Origin of the sequence: Xanthomonas nasturtii, from assembly GCF_023337365.3 — a bacterium.
GTDB classification, from domain to species: domain Bacteria; phylum Pseudomonadota; class Gammaproteobacteria; order Xanthomonadales; family Xanthomonadaceae; genus Xanthomonas; species Xanthomonas nasturtii.
Genome location: NZ_CP142084.2, coordinates 219,947 through 238,273, shown reverse-complemented (window position 1 = coordinate 238,273; position 18,327 = coordinate 219,947). Strand labels below are relative to the sequence as shown.

General features: G+C 66.6%; 16 protein-coding genes. 2 read left to right on the top strand and 14 right to left on the bottom strand.

Going from position 1 to position 18,327, the window contains the following annotated elements:
- Positions 1 to 211: 211 nt before the first annotated feature.
- From M3O59_RS00980 to glnA, 3 genes are all read right to left on the bottom strand, one after another.
- Positions 212 to 1,654 carry an ammonium transporter gene (locus M3O59_RS00980; protein ID WP_064630468.1) on the bottom strand — a complete coding sequence of 481 codons (1,443 nt, stop codon included), beginning with the start codon at positions 1,652 to 1,654 and terminating at the stop codon, positions 212 to 214.
- Positions 1,655 to 1,676: 22 nt separating this feature from the next.
- Positions 1,677 to 2,015, bottom strand: a complete 339-nt coding sequence (locus M3O59_RS00975) for a P-II family nitrogen regulator (protein WP_002808480.1) — start codon at positions 2,013 to 2,015, stop codon at positions 1,677 to 1,679.
- Positions 2,016 to 2,291: 276 nt separating this feature from the next.
- Complete coding sequence (glnA, locus tag M3O59_RS00970) at positions 2,292 to 3,701, bottom strand: type I glutamate--ammonia ligase (RefSeq protein WP_014509464.1); 1,410 nt, start codon at positions 3,699 to 3,701, stop codon at positions 2,292 to 2,294.
- A gap of 221 nt (positions 3,702 to 3,922) precedes the next feature.
- Here glnA and M3O59_RS00965 point away from each other — a divergent pair, with 221 nt between their 5' ends.
- Both M3O59_RS00965 and M3O59_RS00960 read left to right on the top strand, forming a co-directional pair.
- Positions 3,923 to 4,717 (top strand): undecaprenyl-diphosphate phosphatase, encoded by a 795-nt coding sequence (locus M3O59_RS00965; RefSeq protein WP_116905169.1) that lies wholly within the window; start codon positions 3,923 to 3,925, stop codon positions 4,715 to 4,717.
- A gap of 136 nt (positions 4,718 to 4,853) precedes the next feature.
- Positions 4,854 to 5,663 (top strand): META domain-containing protein, encoded by an 810-nt coding sequence (locus tag M3O59_RS00960; RefSeq protein WP_064630473.1) that lies wholly within the window; start codon positions 4,854 to 4,856, stop codon positions 5,661 to 5,663.
- A gap of 365 nt (positions 5,664 to 6,028) precedes the next feature.
- Here M3O59_RS00960 and M3O59_RS00955 read toward each other — a convergent pair whose 3' ends face one another.
- The 11 genes from M3O59_RS00955 to M3O59_RS00905 all read right to left on the bottom strand — a co-directional run bounded on the left by M3O59_RS00955 (position 6,029) and on the right by M3O59_RS00905 (position 18,147).
- Positions 6,029 to 6,640 (bottom strand): YbhB/YbcL family Raf kinase inhibitor-like protein, encoded by a 612-nt coding sequence (locus M3O59_RS00955; RefSeq protein WP_064630476.1) that lies wholly within the window; start codon positions 6,638 to 6,640, stop codon positions 6,029 to 6,031.
- A 394-nt stretch (positions 6,641 to 7,034) separates the two neighbouring features.
- Entirely contained in the window at positions 7,035 to 9,107 is a 2,073-nt protein-coding gene (locus M3O59_RS00950) for a tetratricopeptide repeat protein (RefSeq protein ID WP_116905170.1), read from the bottom strand.
- 140 nt (positions 9,108 to 9,247) lie between these two features.
- Complete coding sequence (locus M3O59_RS00945; protein WP_064630482.1) at positions 9,248 to 10,234, bottom strand: YheT family hydrolase; 987 nt, start codon at positions 10,232 to 10,234, stop codon at positions 9,248 to 9,250.
- Between the two features lie 62 nt (positions 10,235 to 10,296).
- On the bottom strand, positions 10,297 to 11,196 hold the full coding sequence (locus M3O59_RS00940; RefSeq protein ID WP_181920461.1) for a lysophospholipid acyltransferase family protein: 900 nt from the start codon (positions 11,194 to 11,196) through the stop codon (positions 10,297 to 10,299).
- A gap of 21 nt (positions 11,197 to 11,217) precedes the next feature.
- Positions 11,218 to 11,646, bottom strand: coding sequence for a hotdog fold thioesterase (locus M3O59_RS00935; protein ID WP_064630488.1), 429 nt, complete (start codon positions 11,644 to 11,646; stop codon positions 11,218 to 11,220).
- Between the two features lie 294 nt (positions 11,647 to 11,940).
- Positions 11,941 to 13,956, bottom strand: coding sequence for a phospholipase D family protein (locus M3O59_RS00930; protein WP_064630491.1), 2,016 nt, complete (start codon positions 13,954 to 13,956; stop codon positions 11,941 to 11,943).
- The gene (locus M3O59_RS00925; protein WP_064630494.1) at positions 13,953 to 14,525 is read right to left on the bottom strand and encodes a YceI family protein; all 573 of its coding nucleotides are present in this window, start codon (positions 14,523 to 14,525) and stop codon (positions 13,953 to 13,955) included. The genes M3O59_RS00930 and M3O59_RS00925 overlap by 4 nt, the downstream gene beginning before the upstream one ends.
- A gap of 3 nt (positions 14,526 to 14,528) precedes the next feature.
- Entirely contained in the window at positions 14,529 to 15,005 is a 477-nt protein-coding gene (locus M3O59_RS00920; protein ID WP_064630496.1) for a SixA phosphatase family protein, read from the bottom strand.
- Positions 15,006 to 15,020: 15 nt separating this feature from the next.
- Complete coding sequence (locus M3O59_RS00915) at positions 15,021 to 15,653, bottom strand: ParA family protein (RefSeq protein ID WP_116906699.1); 633 nt, start codon at positions 15,651 to 15,653, stop codon at positions 15,021 to 15,023.
- Positions 15,654 to 16,017: 364 nt separating this feature from the next.
- Positions 16,018 to 16,935, bottom strand: a complete 918-nt coding sequence (locus M3O59_RS00910) for an AEC family transporter (RefSeq protein WP_064630502.1) — start codon at positions 16,933 to 16,935, stop codon at positions 16,018 to 16,020.
- A gap of 576 nt (positions 16,936 to 17,511) precedes the next feature.
- Positions 17,512 to 18,147 carry a tetratricopeptide repeat protein gene (locus M3O59_RS00905; protein ID WP_116906698.1) on the bottom strand — a complete coding sequence of 212 codons (636 nt, stop codon included), beginning with the start codon at positions 18,145 to 18,147 and terminating at the stop codon, positions 17,512 to 17,514.
- Positions 18,148 to 18,327: the final 180 nt, after the last annotated feature.

Sequence of the window (18,327 nt, the reverse complement as noted above, 5' to 3'; positions counted from 1 at the left end):
AGCGTGCCTAGAGAAAAAGCTGGCCGGACGGCGGCGGGTCGCACCGATCCAGCGTGCATCCGCGCCGGCAATCACGGGCGTGGGGCTGGTCATGCAGGCACCTCGGCAGTTGGTCCGCGCCCAACCGGGCGACGGGGAAAACGGACCCGGCTGGACATTGCCGGCCGGGTCGTTGCGCCACCCGCGGCAGCGTGGCCGCGGGTGTGCATGCTCAGGACTCGTAGGCGGCTTCGCCGTGCGAGGTGATGTCCAACCCCTCGCGCTCGGCTTCTTCGGTGACGCGCAGCCCGAACACCAGCTTTGCGACCACAAAGCCCACCACCGACACCACGCCGATCCACACCACGGTGATGCCAACGCCCAGCGCCTGGATGCCGACCTGGTGGACGATGTCGTAATCGCCACCCTTCTGGCCGCCCAGCGAGGCCGCCGAGAACACGCCGGTGAGGATCGCGCCGATGATGCCGCCCAGGCCATGTACGCCGAACACGTCCAGGCTGTCGTCGGCACCGAGCAGGCGCTTCAGACCGGTGACACCCCAGACGCACAGCACGCCGGCCGCCAGGCCGATGACGATCGCGCCGAACGGACCCACGGTGCCGCAGGCCGGGGTGATGCCGACCAGGCCGGCGACCATGCCCGAGGCCACACCCAGGGCGGAGGACTTGCCCTTGATGATCTTCTCGGTGAGCGACCAGCCCAGGATGGCGGCTGCGGTGGCCAGCAAGGTGTTGAGGAAGGCCAGCGCCGCACCGGCACTGGCTTCCAGGTTGGAGCCGGCATTGAAGCCGAACCAGCCCACCCACAGGAGCGAGGCACCGACGAAGGTCAGGGTCACGTTATGCGGCTTGATTGCCTCACGTCCCAGCCCGGCACGCTTGCCGACGAAGTAGGCGCCCACCAGGCCGGCGATACCGGCATTGATGTGCACCACGGTGCCGCCGGCAAAATCCAGCGCGCCCAGGCCAAACAGGTACCCACCGGTGGCCCAGACCATGTGCGCCAGCGGCAGGTAGCCGAAGGTGAACCAGATCACCGAGAACAGCAGCACCGCAGCGAACTTGGCGCGTTCGGCAAAGGCGCCGACGATCAGCGCGCCGGTGATGCCGGCAAAGGTCGCCTGGAAGCCGATAAACACGTATTCCGGCAGGCTCACACCCTTGGTGAAGGTGGCCGACAGGCTCTCGATGGTCACGCCTTTGAGCAGCGCCTTGTCCAGATTGCCGATCCACGGGCCTTCACCGGAAAACGCCAGGCTGTAGCCGTACAGCACCCACAGGATGGTGAGCAGCGAAAAGACCGTGGCGACCTGGATCAGCACCGACAACACGTTCTTGGCGCGCACCATGCCGCCGTAGAACAGCGCCAGGCCCGGCACCACCATCAGCAGCACCAGCAAGGTGGAGGTGAGCATCCAGGCGACGTCGCCCTTGTCCACCACCGGTGCGGCCTCGGCGGCAGCCACCGGCGCGGCGGCCGGCTGCGCGGACGGCAGCGGTTCTGTGGTGACCGGCTCGGTCGGGAGCGGGGTGACCTGCGGGGTGGACTGCGCCTGCGCGCTGCCCATGCCGCCCACCACCAGCGCGCTGAACAGCATCAGCATGCATACGCTGTAGAACCGGGCTTTCCACCCGGCAAAAAGAGCTGTCTTCATACGAACTCCGGGGCTGGTGGGGTCAGAGCGCATCGGCGCCGATCTCGCCGGTGCGGATGCGCACCACCTGCTCGATCGCGGTCACGAAAATCTTGCCGTCGCCGATCTTGCCGGTGCCGGCGGCGTTCTGGATCGCTTCGACCACGGCGTCCAGGCGGTCGTCGGTCACCACCGTCTCGATCTTGATCTTGGGCAGGAAATCGACGACGTACTCGGCGCCGCGGTACAGTTCGGTGTGGCCTTTCTGCCTCCCGAAGCCCTTGACCTCGGTGACGGTGATGCCCGACACGCCCGCTGCGGACAAGGCCTCGCGGACCTCGTCGAGCTTGAACGGCCGGATGATGGCGGTGATCAATTTCATGCGCATACCCCGAATGGTGGAAAGAACCGGCCGGCATTGCGCCGCCCGGCGGTGTCATTCACCTGGATGCCAACCCCGGCATCCGATCGTTCGCGATCACGCGGACCCCAGCCGATGCCATGCATCCGCCTCGTGGGAGAGGTCAGGCCCGCGCGCCGCGAACTGTGTGCTCTCTCAATACCCCCTGCGATCCACGGCCGGTGCCGAGGACCGATCGAACATGGGCGGCGATGGCGGAGGTGGGAGGGGGGGCCTCCGCCATCACCGCGATGGAACTCAGTTGCCGTAGTACAGCTGGTACTCCAACGGGTGGGTCGCAGCACGGAACTTGGTGACTTCCTGCATCTTCAGTGCGATGTAGCCGTCGATGAAGTCGTCGCTCATCACGCCGCCGGCCTTGAGGAATTCGCGGTCCTTGTCCAGCGCTTCCAAGGCCTGGTCCAGGCTGGAACACACCTGCGGGATCAGCTTTTCTTCTTCCGGCGGCAGGTCGTACAGATCCTTGTCGCTCGGTGCGCCCGGGTCGATCTGGTTCTTGATGCCGTCCAGGCCGGCCATCATCAGCGCGGTGAAGGTCAGGTAGCCGGACTGCAACGGATCGGGGAAGCGCATTTCGATGCGGCGCGCCTTCGGGTTGGTGACCCACGGAATGCGGCACGAGGCCGAACGGTTACGCGCCGAATAGGCCAGCATCACCGGTGCTTCATAACCGGGAACCAGACGCTTGTAGCTGTTGGTGCCGGAGTTGGCGAAGGCATTGATGGCACGGGCGTGCTTGAAGATGCCGCCGATGTACCACAGCGCCATCTGCGACAGGCCACCGTAGCCGTCACCGGAGAACAGGTTGACGCCGCCCTTGGTGAGCGACTGGTGCACGTGCATGCCCGAGCCGTTGTCGCCCACGATGGGCTTGGGCATGAAGGTCGCGGTCTTGCCGTTACGGTAGGCGACGTTCTTGATGATGTACTTCATCGTCAGCAGTTCGTCGGCCTTCTGCACCAGCGAGCTGAACTTGGTGCCGATCTCGCACTGGCCGGCGGTGGCCACTTCGTGGTGGTGCACTTCGGTTTCGATGCCGACCTGTTCCAGCGTCTTGATCATTTCCGCGCGCAGGTCGTGCAGGGTGTCGGTCGGCGGCACCGGGAAGTAACCGCCCTTCACGCCCGGACGGTAGCCGCTGTTGCCGCCGTCGTACTTGGCGCCGGTGTTCCAGGCCGCTTCTTCCGAACCCACCTGGAAGAAGGTGTGGCCCATGTCGTTGGCGAAACGCACCGAATCGAAGATGAAGAATTCCGGCTCCGGGCCGAAGAACGCCTGGTCGGCAGTGCCGGAGGACTTCAGGTAGGCCTCGGCGCGCTTGGCGATGCCGCGCGGGTCGCGCTCATAGCTCTGCATGGTGGCCGGGTCGAGGATGTCGCAGGTCAGCACGATGGTCGGATCGGCGAAGAACGGATCCAGGTACGCGGTGCCGGCGTCCGGGAGCAGCACCATGTCCGACTCGTTGATGCCCTTCCAACCCGCGATCGAACTGCCGTCGAACATCTTGCCTTCTTCAAACAGCGCCGGCTCAATGATATTGGCCGGAAAGGTGATGTGCTGCTGTACACCACGCATATCGACGAAGCGCAGGTCGACGAACTCGACCTTGTTGTCCTTGATCAGCTTTTCAACGTTTTCCACGGACATCGGAAGAAACCTCAGGCAGGAGTTAAGTGGCTCGTGGGGGTACTACTGCAGGGACCATGCCAAGCCGTAGATTTTCACAAGTTGCTGATTTTACTTGCATCACTTGAGACCGCTCACACGAGGAAAGCACTTTTATGGTGCTAAGCGAATCCATTTTGCACCGATATGGTGCATGCCGCAATGCACTATCCTGACGCCTCCCCCGCCCCCTCTCCAGTCCGATGTCCGATCTGATTTCCGCCCTGCTGTTGGGCATTCTCGAAGGCCTGACCGAATTTCTGCCGATCTCCAGCACCGGCCACCTGTTGATCGCCGAACAATGGCTCGGACGCCGTTCTGACTTCTTCAATATCGTCATCCAGGCCGGCGCCATCCTGGCCATCTGCCTGGCGCTGCGACAGAAGCTGTGGACCCTGACCACCGGCCTGGGCGAGCGCGCCAACCGCGACTACGTCCTCAAGATCGGCGTGGCCTTTCTGGTCACCGCGGTGGTGGGCCTGATCGTGCGCAAGGCCGGCTGGCAGCTGCCGGAAACCGTGCATCCGGTGGCCTGGGCGCTGCTGATCGGCGGGCTCTGGATGCTGGTGGCCGAGCACTTTGCCGACAAGTTGCCCGAGCGCGACGTGGTGACCTGGAAGGTGGCCATTGCTGTGGGCCTGGCGCAGGTGGTGGCGGGCGTGTTTCCCGGCACGTCGCGCTCGGCCTCGGCGATCTTCCTGGCCATGTTGCTGGGCCTGAGCAAGCGCTCGGCGGCGGCGGATTTCGTGTTCATGGTGGGCATTCCGACCATGTTCGCGGCCAGCGGTTACGCGCTGCTGGAGATGTACAAGGAAGGCGGCTTCGGCAGCGAAAACTGGGCCGACGTGGCAGTGGCCTTCGTGGCGGCCACCATCACCGGCTTTGTGGTGGTGAAGTGGCTGCTGGGCTACATCAAGAAGCACCGCTTCACGGTGTTTGCGGTGTACCGCATCGTGCTCGGCGCTGCGCTGCTGTTGTGGCTGCCGGTCGCGGCCTGAGGCGGCACCGCACCCAATTGGCCTGCGGCTCGCAGCCACTGCGGCGCGCTGGCCGGATGCCAGGGCAGTGACGCCGGTCATTGCCCTGGCCGCGTGCTGGCGGTATCACTGACGCATCGATCACCGGGAGCCGCGCATGCGTGCAGTGTTCTTCGCCCCTGCACTGCTGGCGGCGGGCGTGACGGCCTGCGGGTCGGGCGCTTCGCCGGAGGTGCCCGGCTCCTCCTCCGACGCTGCTGCGCAAGCCGATGCGATTGCCGCGCCGGCGGCCGACAACGCCCCGCTGCGGGTGGCCCTGCGCGCACAGCACTGGCACTTGCAGCAGGCCAACGATGCGCATGGCACGGCGTTGCGCAGCCTGTTCGTCGACGGCCTGCCGCCATTGCAACTGGATTTCAGCGATCAGCGCATCCAGGTCAGCCAGACCTGCAACGCACTGGGCGCCAACTACGCCGTGGCGCAGACGCAACTGCAGATCGGCCGGGTAGTGTCGAGCAAGCGGCTATGTGCCGAATCCCGCCGGATGGCGCAGGAACGCGCCGCCAGCGACCTGCTGTCCGGCCGCTTCGCAGTGCTGCTGGACACCGCCGCGGCCACGCCCCGGCTGACCCTGACCCGCAGCGACGGCACCCGGCTGATCTTCGGCGGCGTCGCCACCGCGGACACCCGCTACGGCGGTCCGGGGCAGACGCTGTTGATCGAAGTGGCTGCAGACACCGTGCCTTGCACCTCTGACCCGGCGCGCCAATGCCTGCAGCTACGCGAGCAGGATGCGGCTGGGCGGCCCGTCAGCCAGACCTGGCAACCCTTCGAAGGCACCATCGATGGCTTCGAGCACGAGGCCGGCATCGGCAACGTGCTGCGGGTGACGCGTTACCCCGCCGCTGCCGGCAGCGCTGGCGCACCGGTGTATGTGCTTGAGCAGATGATCGAAGCCAGCGGTTAGCGGAGACGTCTTTCGGGTGTGGCTTGCGGCCATGAGCGCCGGTGCAAACGTTCGCCATGCGGTAGTGCACCGCGAACCCAGGCCCGCCTGCATGCCTTCCCGGTCACACGATCGCTGCGCAGCTCGCGCGAACCGTGCATGCCATGCGGACAACGGCAGCCATCCATGCAGGCGCCATGCGCGCCAGGAGAGCGGCGCACCCGCCTGCACTGCAAGCGCGCGCTCCCGGTGTGAGCCTTGCCGCGCACGGGGATCGCCGTCTTCATTCAATGCGGCTGTCGGGTCACCGGCGCGCATGCGGGCCATCCATTGGCAAACTCCCGACGACGCCGCGTCGCTGGCCGCGTCGTCAGCGATGAACGCACTCAGCCCAGCGACGGGTTCAGCGTGTAGGTGCCGTGCAATGCCGCTTCCGCCAGCACATGGCCCTGGATCGCCGACAGCACATCGGTGGCGGTGAAGGTCTCGGGCAGGCTGAGCGTGGCCACGTCCAGCGCGAACACGCGGAAGAAATAGCGGTGCACGCGCAGGTCGTTGAACGGCGGGTACGGGCCGTCGTACCCCAGATAATTGCCCGCCATGTCGGGATTGCCGGCAAACCACTGCGTGTACGAATTCAGGCCCTGGCGCGCACCGGCCGGGCCGGCTGGCTGCTGCTTGCCCTTGGCCACGAAACCGTCGCTGCAACTGCCTGCCGCAATTTCATGCACGTCGGCGGGGATATCGGCCATGGCCCAATGCACGAAATCGGTGCGTGGCTGGTCCACCGGGATTTGGATATCGTCGCGGCCGACGGTCTCCGGCACGGTGGGCACGTCCGGGTCCAGGCACAGCAACGCAAACGACTGCGTGCCGGCCGGCACGTCGTTCCAGGCCAGGTGCGGATTGCGGTTGGGTGCGAAGCCGTCCGGGGTGCCGGCGGCAAATTCCACTGCGATGGGCTTGCCGTTTTCGATGCTGTTGCTGGTCAGACGCATGCAAAGTCTCCGTGGATCCAAGCACCCAGCCTGCCTGGATTGGCACCGCAACGGAAGCCGTCGCAGTGGAACCTTGTGTGGCACAGCAGGCGCGTTTGGTGTGCGCGTGTTGTCGCCAATTCAGCGTGCGGCAGAGCACAGCGAGAGTGGAGCGCGCGATGCGCCAACCAAGGCGAGCAACACGCCAAACAGCAAGCTGCACTATCCCCGGGCACGGATTGCAGGCATCGTTGAACGCCATCGGTGTCCATGCGCGCCGCGCCGTCCGGGTCTCTGGATCTCCGTAGGACCGGACCTGGCCGCGACGGGCTTCACCGGTATCGGTAACGCCTCGTCGCGGCCGGGTCCGCTCCTACGACGGCGTCGCGCTTGCGGGATATGCGGCAGGCCGCGCTCATTCCTGCGGATACCCGAAGCGCACCGCAATCAGGGTGAGCAGGTCGAACTGCGCGCCGAGCACGCTGCGGTAGTTGCGCCAGCGACCCGATGCCAGCCGCGCCGGGCCGCGCGGTTCGACCAGCGGGAAGCTCAGGCCGAAGGCCTGTTCCAGGGCAGTGGAAATGCCCTGCGGGTCGCTCTCGATGCCGTCCAGGCGGATGATGCGGTGCGGGTAGAGATCGCGTTCGTGCAGCACGGCCAGCTGTTCCAGCGCAATCAGCAGCCAGTCGGTGGCCTGCTGCGGCGACTGCAACGCCAGCGGCGCGGGCGCACCGGCCGAGAGCCAGTCCAGCAGCATGTCGCGCGGGTCGCGCAGCGCAATCGCCAAGCGGCCCTCGGGCAGGTGCGGGCGCAGCGCGGTGAGCAGGGTGTTGTCCCACCACAGCAGCCAGTCGATGACGTTGCCATCGTCGATGCCACGGCGCGGCAGTTGCGCCTTCCAGCCTTCCACCAGCGCCGTCGGTGCCAGTTCGCCGGAGGCCAGCTGTTCGACCGTGCGGTAGCTCTGCAACGCGTCCGCCGGCGGGGTGGTGCCGTAACGGTCGCCGCGTACCAGCGGGGTGGCTGCGTCCATCACCGCAATCAGACGTTCGACATGCGAGCCGGGCGTGCCCCACACGAACAGCGGGCGCGCGGTGACGCTGTCGGGAATGCTGCCCAGCGCCGGCCACTGCATCGGCTGCTTGGCTGCCTGCGGCGGCAACGGCAAGCGGTGCTGGGCCTGTTCGCGGTGGAACTGCATCCAGGTGCCCACGGCGGCATCGGGCTGGCCGGCGCGGTCCTGCACATTGCCCAGCCACGGCCGCAGCACGGTCTGCTGTGGCGCCGGCAACGACTCGATCAACGATTCGACGCAGGCGATCGCCGCTGGCGGGTCGCGTTCCAGCAAGGCCTCGACGATGCGCTGCTCGCCGCTGATGCGGCCCGGCTCCACCGCCACGATCTGGCGCGCCACCATTTCCGCTTCGTCGGCGTGCCCCTGCATGTCGTGCACGCGCATCAGCGCTTCCAGTGCCGGCAGGTGCTCGGGCATGGCCAGCAGCCAGCGCTCGATCACCGCCTGTGCCTGCGGCCCGCCGACCGGCTCGACCGCCAGACGGGCCAGCCACAGGTCGTGCGCGTTGGCCGAGGTGGCCAGCGCTGCGTCCAGGGTGTCGCGCGCGTCGTCCACCGCGCCCAACCGCTCCCAGGCGGTGAGCAACGCGTGCAGCGTGCGGCGGTCGTCCGGCCAGTGCGCCAGCGCCAGGCGCAGATGCGCGGCAGCCTGATCGGGACGACCGGCCTGCAGTTCCATCTCGCCGGTGAGCCGGCGCATGGCCGGCAGATCGCCGTCGGGCTGGGCAAGCACGCCCTGCATGGCCGCCAATGCATCGTCCAGACGGCCCTGGCGCTGGGCGAGCTGGGCGATGAAGGCGCGCAACGCGGTACCGGGCGGATTGAGCTCGATCACGCGCTCGAAGGCGCGCTCGGCAAACGCAAAATGCTGTTTCTGCAGATACGCAAAGCCCAGCGAAAACAGCACGCGCGCATCGTCCGGCAGCTGCTCGGCGGCACGGGTGAGCAACGACAGCGCGCGGTCGTGCTGCCCGCGGCGCAGTTCGACCACGCCATCGACGGCCAGCAATTGCGGATGTTCCGGCGCCAGCCGCGCGGCGGTACGGCTCAGCCGCTCGGCCTCATCCAGATCGCCGCGTGCCACCGCCAGATGCGCCTGCATCACGTAGGCATTGAACTGGTTGGGGTCCAGCGCGGTGGTGCGCGACAGCGCGGCATCGGCCGCAGGCAGATCACGCGTGGCCAGCAACGCGCCGGCGTGCAGCAGATGCAGGTCGGCATCTTCGGGCGTCAGCGTCAGCGCGGTATCGATGCTGGCCAGCGCCAGCGCAGGCTGCCCTTGCTGCTGCAGCGCAAGCGCCAGCCAGCGGTGCGCGGCAGCGTTGTCGGGCGCGGTGGTTGCCCACTCGCGGGCCAGCGCCACCGCATCGTCGGCCGCATTGCGGCGCAGGGCTTGAAGAATGGCGTCTTGCATGGCGGCGGTGGGTCCCGGACAAACGCCTATTGTAACGATGCGCGGGGTAGCGCCGCCCTTGCGCGGCGCATCCACAACGCCAGCGGCGGTGACGCGCGTCGTCGCACGCCTTGCCTGCATCTGGGCAGGTGCAACGCGCTCTAGGCGCGTGAGGTCAGCCGTTCGGCCACCCAGCGTTCGGCAAAGCCGTCGCCGCGGGCATTTTCCAGAAAGCCGCAATGCCCGCCCCAGCGCGCGATTTCCAGATGCGCATGTGCCGGCAACTGCCAGCCGGCGAAATCCTCGAACGGAATCACCGGGTCGTCTTCGGCCATCAGGATGTCGACCGGTACCTGCAGGCCGGCCAGGCGCTCGCCGGCAATCGAATAGCTGTCGAAATACGCTTCCAGCGAGCCGTGCCCGGTGTGCTGCACGGCCAGCCAGGCCATCAGCTCGCGCATGTCCAGCGCCAGGGTGGCGTCGTCGTAGCCGTGCTGGTCGGGAAACAGCTTGCGCTTGCGCAGCAGCGATTCGCGCCATTTGCGGCGGAAATACCAGTCGTAGAACTGCGGGCCCTTTTCCAGCTGGGTCATGGTGGCGGCCGGGTCCAATAGTGGGCATACCGCTGCCACCCGTGCCAGCGGCAGGCCCGCGGCCGGCGCACGCAACGCCAGCCGCAGCGCGAAGTTGCCACCCAGCGAATAGCCTGCGGCCAGCAACTGCGGCGCAGGAAAACGCCGCCACAGATCGCCCGCGGCATTGACCACTTCTTCGATGCGATCGGAATGGAACAGATCGACGTTGAGATGGTGGGTGCCGCCGTGGTCGCGGAAATTCAGCCGGAACACCTGATAGCCCAGCCCAAGCAGGCGCGCAGCGGTCAGGCGCATGTAGTTGGAATCGGCGCTGCCTTCCCAGCCGTGCAGCAACAGCACGCTGCCGCGCAGCGGCGCATCGCCGGGCGGGATGCTCATCCAGCCCTGCAGGCGCACACCGTCGCCGCCATCGAGAATGTGTTCGCTGGTGACTGCGCCGCTGGCGGCCAGCAACTGGCGGCTGCGGATGCGCCGCAAGGCGCTGCTGCCGAGCACCGATTGCACATGCGGATTGCGCAGCCAGCGCGGCGGCGAATAGTCGGAGGCGTTCATGCGCTCAACGCGCCGCATGCTGTCGCGCCGGCCGCCTGGAGGATGCGCATACGCATCGGCGGCTAGGTCTCCATCGCCGCGATGATGCGTTGCCGCGAGGTATCGGCCAGGCGGCGCCTGCCTTCGATGTCGAAGGCGCGAATCGGCTCAAGAAAATGCACTTCGGCCAGCCGCGACGGCTCACCGAGCACACGCACGATATTGGCGAAGAAACTTTCGCGCTCGCCAAAAGCCACCACCGCCTGCGCATTGCCGCGCACGCCATAACGCAGCGCCACCGGCTGTACCGGCACGCCGGCTTCGACCGCCGCCTGGAAGATGCGCGCATGGAACGGGCCGACCTCGGTACCACCGCGGGTGCGCCCTTCCGGGAAGACCCCGACCGGCTTGCCGCTTTGCAGGCGCAGCAACATTTCCTGCAGCACCCCGCCCAGCGATTCGGTATTACCGCGCTGATGGAAAATGGTCTGGCCCTTGGTCGCCAGCCAGCCCACCAGCGGCCAGCCGGCGATTTCACGCTTGGCCACAAAGCCCATCACGCGCTGGCTGTGCAGCATGGAGATGTCCACCCAGCTGACGTGATTGGCCACGAACAGGGTGGCGCCCGGCAGCGGCGTGCCGAAGCGGCGCAGCCGGAAGCCGAAGATGCGCATCAGGTTGCCCTGCCACCAGCGGATCATCAGCTCGTCCAGGGTGTCGTCGTGCCCGGTGCGGATCCGCGCCAGCGGCGGCGCCACCACGCACAACATGGTGACCGGCAGGCAGATGCACAGGTGCAGCAACACCAAGGGCACCCGATACAGGTACCGGAACCAACGCAACGCGCCGCCAGCGTCGCGCGTGGCGTCCAGGGATGACTCGCTCATTCGACGAACGGAACCGGTAACAGGGGAAGGAGGCGCGACCATTGTGACAGCAGCGTGGCCGCGGCGCAGTGCCGGCAGCGGATGGCGCTGTTCCACCCATGCGGTCGCCGGGCGGGCTCAGCCATTGCCGCGCGGTACCACCGCCAGGGTCAGCCGCGACACGCAAACGCGTTTGCCGGCCGGGTTTTCGATGGTGATGTCCCATACCTGGGTGCTGCGCCCCACGTGCACCGCCCGTGCAGTGCCGGTCACCAGCCCCTGGGTGGCAGCGCGCAGGTGATTGGCATTGATCTCCAGGCCCACGCACATCTGGGTCGTCATATCCACGCACAGGTTGCCGGCGCTGCTGCCCAGCGTCTCGGCCAGCACCACCGAGGCGCCGCCGTGCAGCAGGCCATATGGCTGTTTGGTGCGCGCATCCACCGGCATGGTGGCGCGCAGCCAATCCTCACCGGCTTCGGTGAACACGATGCCCAGATGTTCGATCAAGGTGTCGCGGCTGGAGGCATTGAGGGCGTTTAGATCGACGGGGTCGCGGAAGGTCATAGGCTGGGGATTGGGGATTGGGGATTGGGGATTGGGAATCGGGAATCGGGAATCGGGAATCGGGAATCGGGAATCGCAAGAGCATCCCGGCGCCTGGAGTGCAATGCAACTGGGCAGTGATGCCGGCGGCCGAGGCGGCGCCGATGCGGTACGCGGCGGTCGCCGGCGGCACGCGCAGCGTCTTCAGCGATATCCGGCGTGTACGTGCCGATCCGTCGCCAACCGCGTCCATCTCCCCACAACGCGCTGCACCAGCAGGCACCTGCTGGACGACCAGCGCAGTGCGTCAGCCGATCAGAGAATCGGCACCAGCCCGGCGCCGAAGGCGGTGAGCATGCGCACCAGCAGCCATTTGGGGCCGACGTTGACCTCCGGGAAGTCGCCCACTGCCACATAACACTGCCGGAATTGCGGATCCTGCCGCTTGAGCGGGAATGGGCAATCCGGGCCGGGCTGGAACTCGTAATTGGTGGCGTAGCGCCACGGCCAGAAATCCAGCACCGGCAGCGCCTCGGACACCTTGCCCACGCTGTAGTTCAACCCGCTCAACACCGGCGGCTTTTCGCGCGAGGCCACTGTCCAGGCATTTTCCGGAGCAATATCGCGCTCGATGCTGGCCGCCAGCGCTTGCGCAAAGCGCGCATCGTCGATCACCACGGCCGCTTCGGTGTTGTAGTTTTCGCTGCGCGGGTCGAAGTTGTGCGTGCCGATCACGCCGATGCGGCGGTCCACCACCAGCGACTTGGCGTGCAGGCCCATGCGCGCACCGGCGCGGGTCACCGGCAGCGGCTTGTTGACTGCGCGCGTGCCCAGAAACGACGGCCGGGTTTCGGTACGCAGCACGCGGCGATCGACCTCGCTGCCGCCGGGCGCGCGGCCGGCGCCACTGCTGCCGCGAATCACGCTGCCGCCGGTGCTGCGGGAATCTGCACCGCTGCTGCCACGCACCGCATTGCCGGCCGCACTGCCACCGATCAGGCGATTGTCACGGCTGTCTTCGTTGATCTCGGAGGCAGGATTGAGCGGGTCCGGCACCAGGTTGGCGTAATCCACCGGCGCATCCAGCGGAAACGGCTTGAACTCGTACAGGTTGAAGCCCAGCTCGCGCATGTTGCGGCGTTTGAACTTGTACGACAGCGCATACACGATGGGATTGTCGGTGGCTGCCAGGCTGTTGGTCGACACCACGATGCGCGGCGGCTGCGGGCGTTTGCGCAGCTCACGGAAGATCGCCTGGGCCTCGTCGGACAACACCAGATATGGCGTTTGCAGCAGCACTTCCTGCTGTGCATTGGCGATCAGCCCATCCAGCTCCGGCGCCGTCGATACCGCCTTGGCGGCATGTTCCCTACGATGTTTTTGCGGCAGGTCGGCCACGTACAGCACGCGCTGCACCGGCATCGCCGGCGTGACGAAGGCATCGCGCACGAACTGCGGATCGCGCGCTTCGCGGTCCACCCGCGCCACCCGATCCGGGCGCCGGAACTGTGCGGGCGGCATCTGCGGAGCGCCCTGCTCCAGCAATAGCCTGCCCACATCGTTCAGACGCTCGGCCGGCACGCTGCGCTGGGCGCGCCAGAACGCATCGAAATTGGCGGCCATCGCACGCACTTCCGGGCCGGCCAGAATCACATCGCGGTCGCGGAAGTTGTATTCGCTGTCCCAGTCGTAATAGTCGTCCTGGTAGTTGCGCCCGCCGACCACCCCGAGCACGTCGTCCACCACCAGCAGCTTGTTGTGCATGCGCTGGTTGAAGCGGCGGAAACAGCACACCACGCTGCCGGCGTAATCGAAATAATTGAGTTTGACCTTGCCGAAGGTAGGGTTGTAGATGCGCAGCTGCAGGTTTTCGTGGCTGCTGGCGAGCGCGCCGAGAATCTGCAGGTCGGCAATGGCCGAAAGCTGATCGATCAGGATCCGCACCTTGACCCCGCGCCGGGCGGCGTCGGTCAGCGCGTCCAGGATCATGCGCGCACTGTCGTCCTTGTCGAAGATGTAGGTCTGCAGGTCGACGCTGCGGGTGGCGCTGCGGATCAGGTTGAGCCGCGCCACCAGCGATTCTTCGCCGTGGTCGACGATGGTGGCGTAGTGCCGCGGTGCCGCCGGTGTGGAGGCGGTGATGGCCTCGCCACCCAGCGCGCGCAGTGGCGAGGGCTGGGCGCAGTGATTGGCCTGGCTGCAGCTCACCACGGTGCTGCGCGCCGCCGCGGCCACGCCGGCGGCGCGGTTGCGTTCGATTTGCGACAGGCCGGCGCATCCAGTGCCGAGCAACAGCGTTGCCAGCACAAGCAACCTCAACAGGAACCTCACGGGCGCCGCGCCTCCTGCAAGCGCCCACGCAGAATGAACGTCACCCTGTCGCCCAGGGCCATCTGCCACGCATTCATTCCGTAACGTCCACGCAGGACCGTACCTCGGCTGATCACGTCGCAATCATAGCCCGGCCGCGCGCATTCAGCTGGTGCCACATGCAGGGTCTCGATGTGGGTGATTCCGCGGATGGTCAGGTTGCCGATGATGTCGCCGCCGCCCTTGACCACTTCTTCGGCGTAGGGCAGCGACTCGAATTCCACCACCGGGTAGCGCGCCACGTCGAAAAAATCTTCGCCCCGCATCCAGCTGGTGTACCGGTCCTTGCCCGGAATCTCTACCTGAGTGGCATCCAGCCGGAAGCGCACCTGCATGCGCCGGTCCGGCAACTCCACCAGCTCACCGCGAAAACGCGGGAAGAATCCCTCCAGTTTCATGCCGAAGCGGGTCTTGATCTCGAACCCGAAGCGCGACTGCACCGGATCGATGAGGTGCACCTTCTGCTGCGCAAGGCAGGGGAGCGCGACCCAGAGCGCGAGCCAGGCGAACCAGCGCAGCGACGATGACACGGATCAAGGCCACCAGAAGGCGGTCAGGCGGGCGATTCCCGGCTCGATGGCGGCATCAAGCGGCAGCGCCAGCAAGGCGATCGAAGCGGTCGGCATGCCGCGATAGTCGCCGGTCTGCCCGCTATGCATCAGTGCGGCCAGCCGCTCCAGGCCGGGGTTGTGGCCGACCAGCAACAGGCGCTCGGCCTCGCGGTGTTCGTCCACCAGGCTGGCCAGGGTGCCCGGGGTTGCTTCGTAGATGCGTTCGTCCAGACGTTGTTCGATGTAGCCGGTGAGCTCGAGCACCGCCTCCAGGGTCTCGCGGGCACGCCGCGCCGGTGAGCACAGCACCCGGTCCGGGACCAGCCGCTGTTCGCGCAGCCAGCGCCCGGCAGATTCGGCTTCGGCGATGCCATGCGGAGACAGCGGGCGGTCGAAATCGGCCTGACCGGTGTCGGCTGGCTCGGCGTGGGCGTGTCGCAACAAGATCAATTCGCGCATAGGAACTTTCCGGTTCTAGGACTTCTTGAGCCACTTGAACAGCGGCTCCCAGTCCTGTTGATGGTCGCGCACCTGCGCCGAACGGTAATCGAACAAGCTGCGCCCCAGCCCGGCCATGACCACATAGGCCTGGGTGTCGCGCAGTTGCGTCACCAGCGGATACGGCCAGGTGCCGATCATCTCGGCGGCCTGCTGCGAGGTCTGGGTCCAGGGACGTGCGCGGTTGAGCACCAGGCCCACCGGCAGCTTGCGCTGGTGCACGCGTGGCACCTTGGCCAGCGTGTTGAGAAAGCCGACCACCGCTTCGATATCCAGCGCCGAGGACAGCACCGGTACCACGATGGCGTCGACGTGGTCGAGGAATCCGCCCAGATCGTCGGCCATTGCCCCGGCCGGTGCATCGATGATCAAGGTATCAGTGCCGTCCGGCACCGCCGCCTGCCAGTTGCGGCGCCTGGTGGCGTCGATCGGCAGCACCGCACTTTCCAGGCTGGCGCGGCGCTGTGCCCAACGGGTGGATGAGCCTTGCGGATCGGCATCCGCCAGCACGGTGCGCTGGCCTTGCAACGCCGCATGTGCGGCCAGATTGGTGGCGATCGTGGTCTTGCCGACGCCGCCTTTGGAGGCGGCCACCAGGACTGTCTTCATGCACGCCTCGCTTCCGGGAGCAAGCCGGCAGCGTACACCGCAGCAGGGTGAGGAAGTAGTCGAAAGGCGTTAAACGCGCGGATGGCGTACAGACGAACACCGCGCAGACCTGCAGGCGATGCGCGCAACGCCTTCTGCCGCAGCCGCGCGTGGCAATCACCGCGCGGTCATTACCGATCGCAAGATGATCTGCGCGCGTTACTCAAATGCGGCGCTGCATTGCATTGCAATGACGGCATCGCAATGCAGCATTGCGGCAACGTCGGGCCGCCTGGCATCTGGTGTAGCGAGCGGACGCGAGCGCATACACTGCAGCAAGTGGCGTCCTGCTACGGCAGAAACCTGCAACGGCAGCCCTTCCGTCTTACGCCACCAGCTGCGCCAGCAGCCAGGCCCACGCGGGCAGCGTGAGCAACGACAGCAAGATGCTGTAGCCGACCATCGCTGCCGCCAGACGCGGGGCCAGCCGGTGGGAGATCGCCAGCGCGGCGGCGGTGATCATGGTGGGCATGGCCGATTCGAGCACATTGGTCTGCAGCATCTGTCCGTGCAGGCCGAGCGCCCAGGACAGCGGCAATGCCAGGATCGGCATGATCAGCAGCTTGAACACCAGGCCCACCGCCAGCGGTTTGAGTTCGTCCGCGGGCAGGCGCAGCTGCAGCGAAAAACCCACCGCCAGCATCACCAGGGGCAACATCGCGTCGGCCAGGCTCTTGAGGCCCGAGCCGATCCAGGCCGGCGGCTGCTCTGGCATCAGCGTGAGCGCAAACAGCAGCGCCCATAACGGAGGGAACTTGAGCACCCGGGCCAGGATCATCGTCGCAGTGGGTGGCGTATCGCCGCTGTAGCGGGCCAATACATACAGGCCGAACGTGGACAACAGCACGAAGGTACCGAACTGGTCGTAGACCACCGCGTACGGAAGGGCGTGGTCGCCAATCAGCGCGCGCACCATCGGGAAGCCGATAAAGCTGGAGTTGGTGAACACCACGCACATCAGCAGCGCGGCGTATTCGGCACGGCCAAAGCGTAACAAACGACTGCAGCCCCACAGCATCGGCACGATGATGGCGGTCAGCAGCCACGGCGTGGCGATTACCCCGCCCAGCGAGGCGTCCAGGTGCAGGCGCGGGACATAGGTCAGCACCGACGCCGGCAGGCAGATGTACAGCACGATGCGGTTGAGCACATCGGCGCTGTTGTCGGGCAACGCCCGCAGGCGGGCGAACAGCAGGCCCAGCCCCAACATCGCCAGAATCAAGGCAAATGCATCCACCGCCATGGCGTGATCGTGTCCGTTGGAAAGCGATGCACAGGATCGCATAGCGCGCGGCGCGCGCATCGCGTGAGAGTTGGCCGGGCTTGGCGCGCGGCGTACGCAACGAAGTTTCAGTTAGCGCATCGGTTTTCGTATCTCGAAGCTAGTGTGTCGAGGGCGCAGTTTGCCGGTTGCTTGAAAACTCTGGGCACCGGCCAACTCCATTGGTCCTTGCCTGCTCACCGTCGCGGGACCTTGGAGTGGCATGGATGCCGCGCCAGAGCTACAGGGACGTACTTGCGCGTGTCCTGCGATGGTGGGCGGGCAAGGGCCCTGCAGAAAAGCCGCAGACCAACGCGCTGCATCTCTTGCATCGATCGCACTAACATCGGAAGCCCAGCGCTCAACCGTGGTGGCGCTCTGGCGCAAAAACGTGAGCGGCCTTTCACCGATAGAGCGGCATCGAAGTGTGAGTCCTTAATTTCGGAAAGCGGCAGGCCCGCCCGATCAATCGTGAGCGCTCAGGTGAAGGTGCCTGACGCAGCATCGACCCAGTGCACGGCCCGTGCTGCGGGAGCTCCCCGCAGCACGGCGATGCGCTTACGGAAACGCGGGCGGGTTGGCCTGCCAGGCAGCGAAGACCTCGGCCAGGGTGGCGCGCTCTGGCTCGCGCCAGTCCGGCAACAGGCTGGCGTAGTTGGCAGAGCTGCTCCAACGATCCGGCCAGGTGCGCACGGCTGCCGCATACCACTCGACCGCCTCCTGCTTGCGCCCGGCGCGCCACAGCGCCAGTGCGGCCGTGGTCGGCAGCCATGCCGGCGTGGCCGGGCGGCCATTGGCCAGGGCGGCCCACTGCTGCAGTGCCTTGTCCGGCTTGTCGGCGCGCAGCAGGTCCCAGCCGTAGTTCCAGGTGATGGCCCGGTACTGCTGGCTGCCGTTGGGCACCAGTGCCAACGCGCCCTGATAGAGCTCATCGCCCAACTGGGTGCGTCCACCGGCATAGGCCAGCGATGCCAGCTGCGCGCGCGGATCGGCCGCGCGAGCATCGCGCTGCACCATCGCCGCGAGACGGTCGACCACGGCATCGCCCTGCCCCTGCACCGCGACCACGGCTTTGGTGGTGCTGCGGTCTTCGTCGAAATAGAACTCCTTGGGCTTGGGCAGGCTCTGCGCCTGCGCCAACGACCACACGCCTCCGAGCAGGGCCAAGGCGGCCCATGCGTATTTCCTTTTCACTGTGTTTTCCCCTGACAGCAAACGGCCCCTTCCCGCCCCCATCCTAACCGCAGCGCGACGGCTGCGCATCCGCATGCGGACGGGCGCGTGAAAGCTGACTGTTACACTTTGCGCCGCCGTTTTGGAATCCGTCGGGCGGATCATCTGGTTCCAGATGACACGCACCGGGTCCCAGCCACC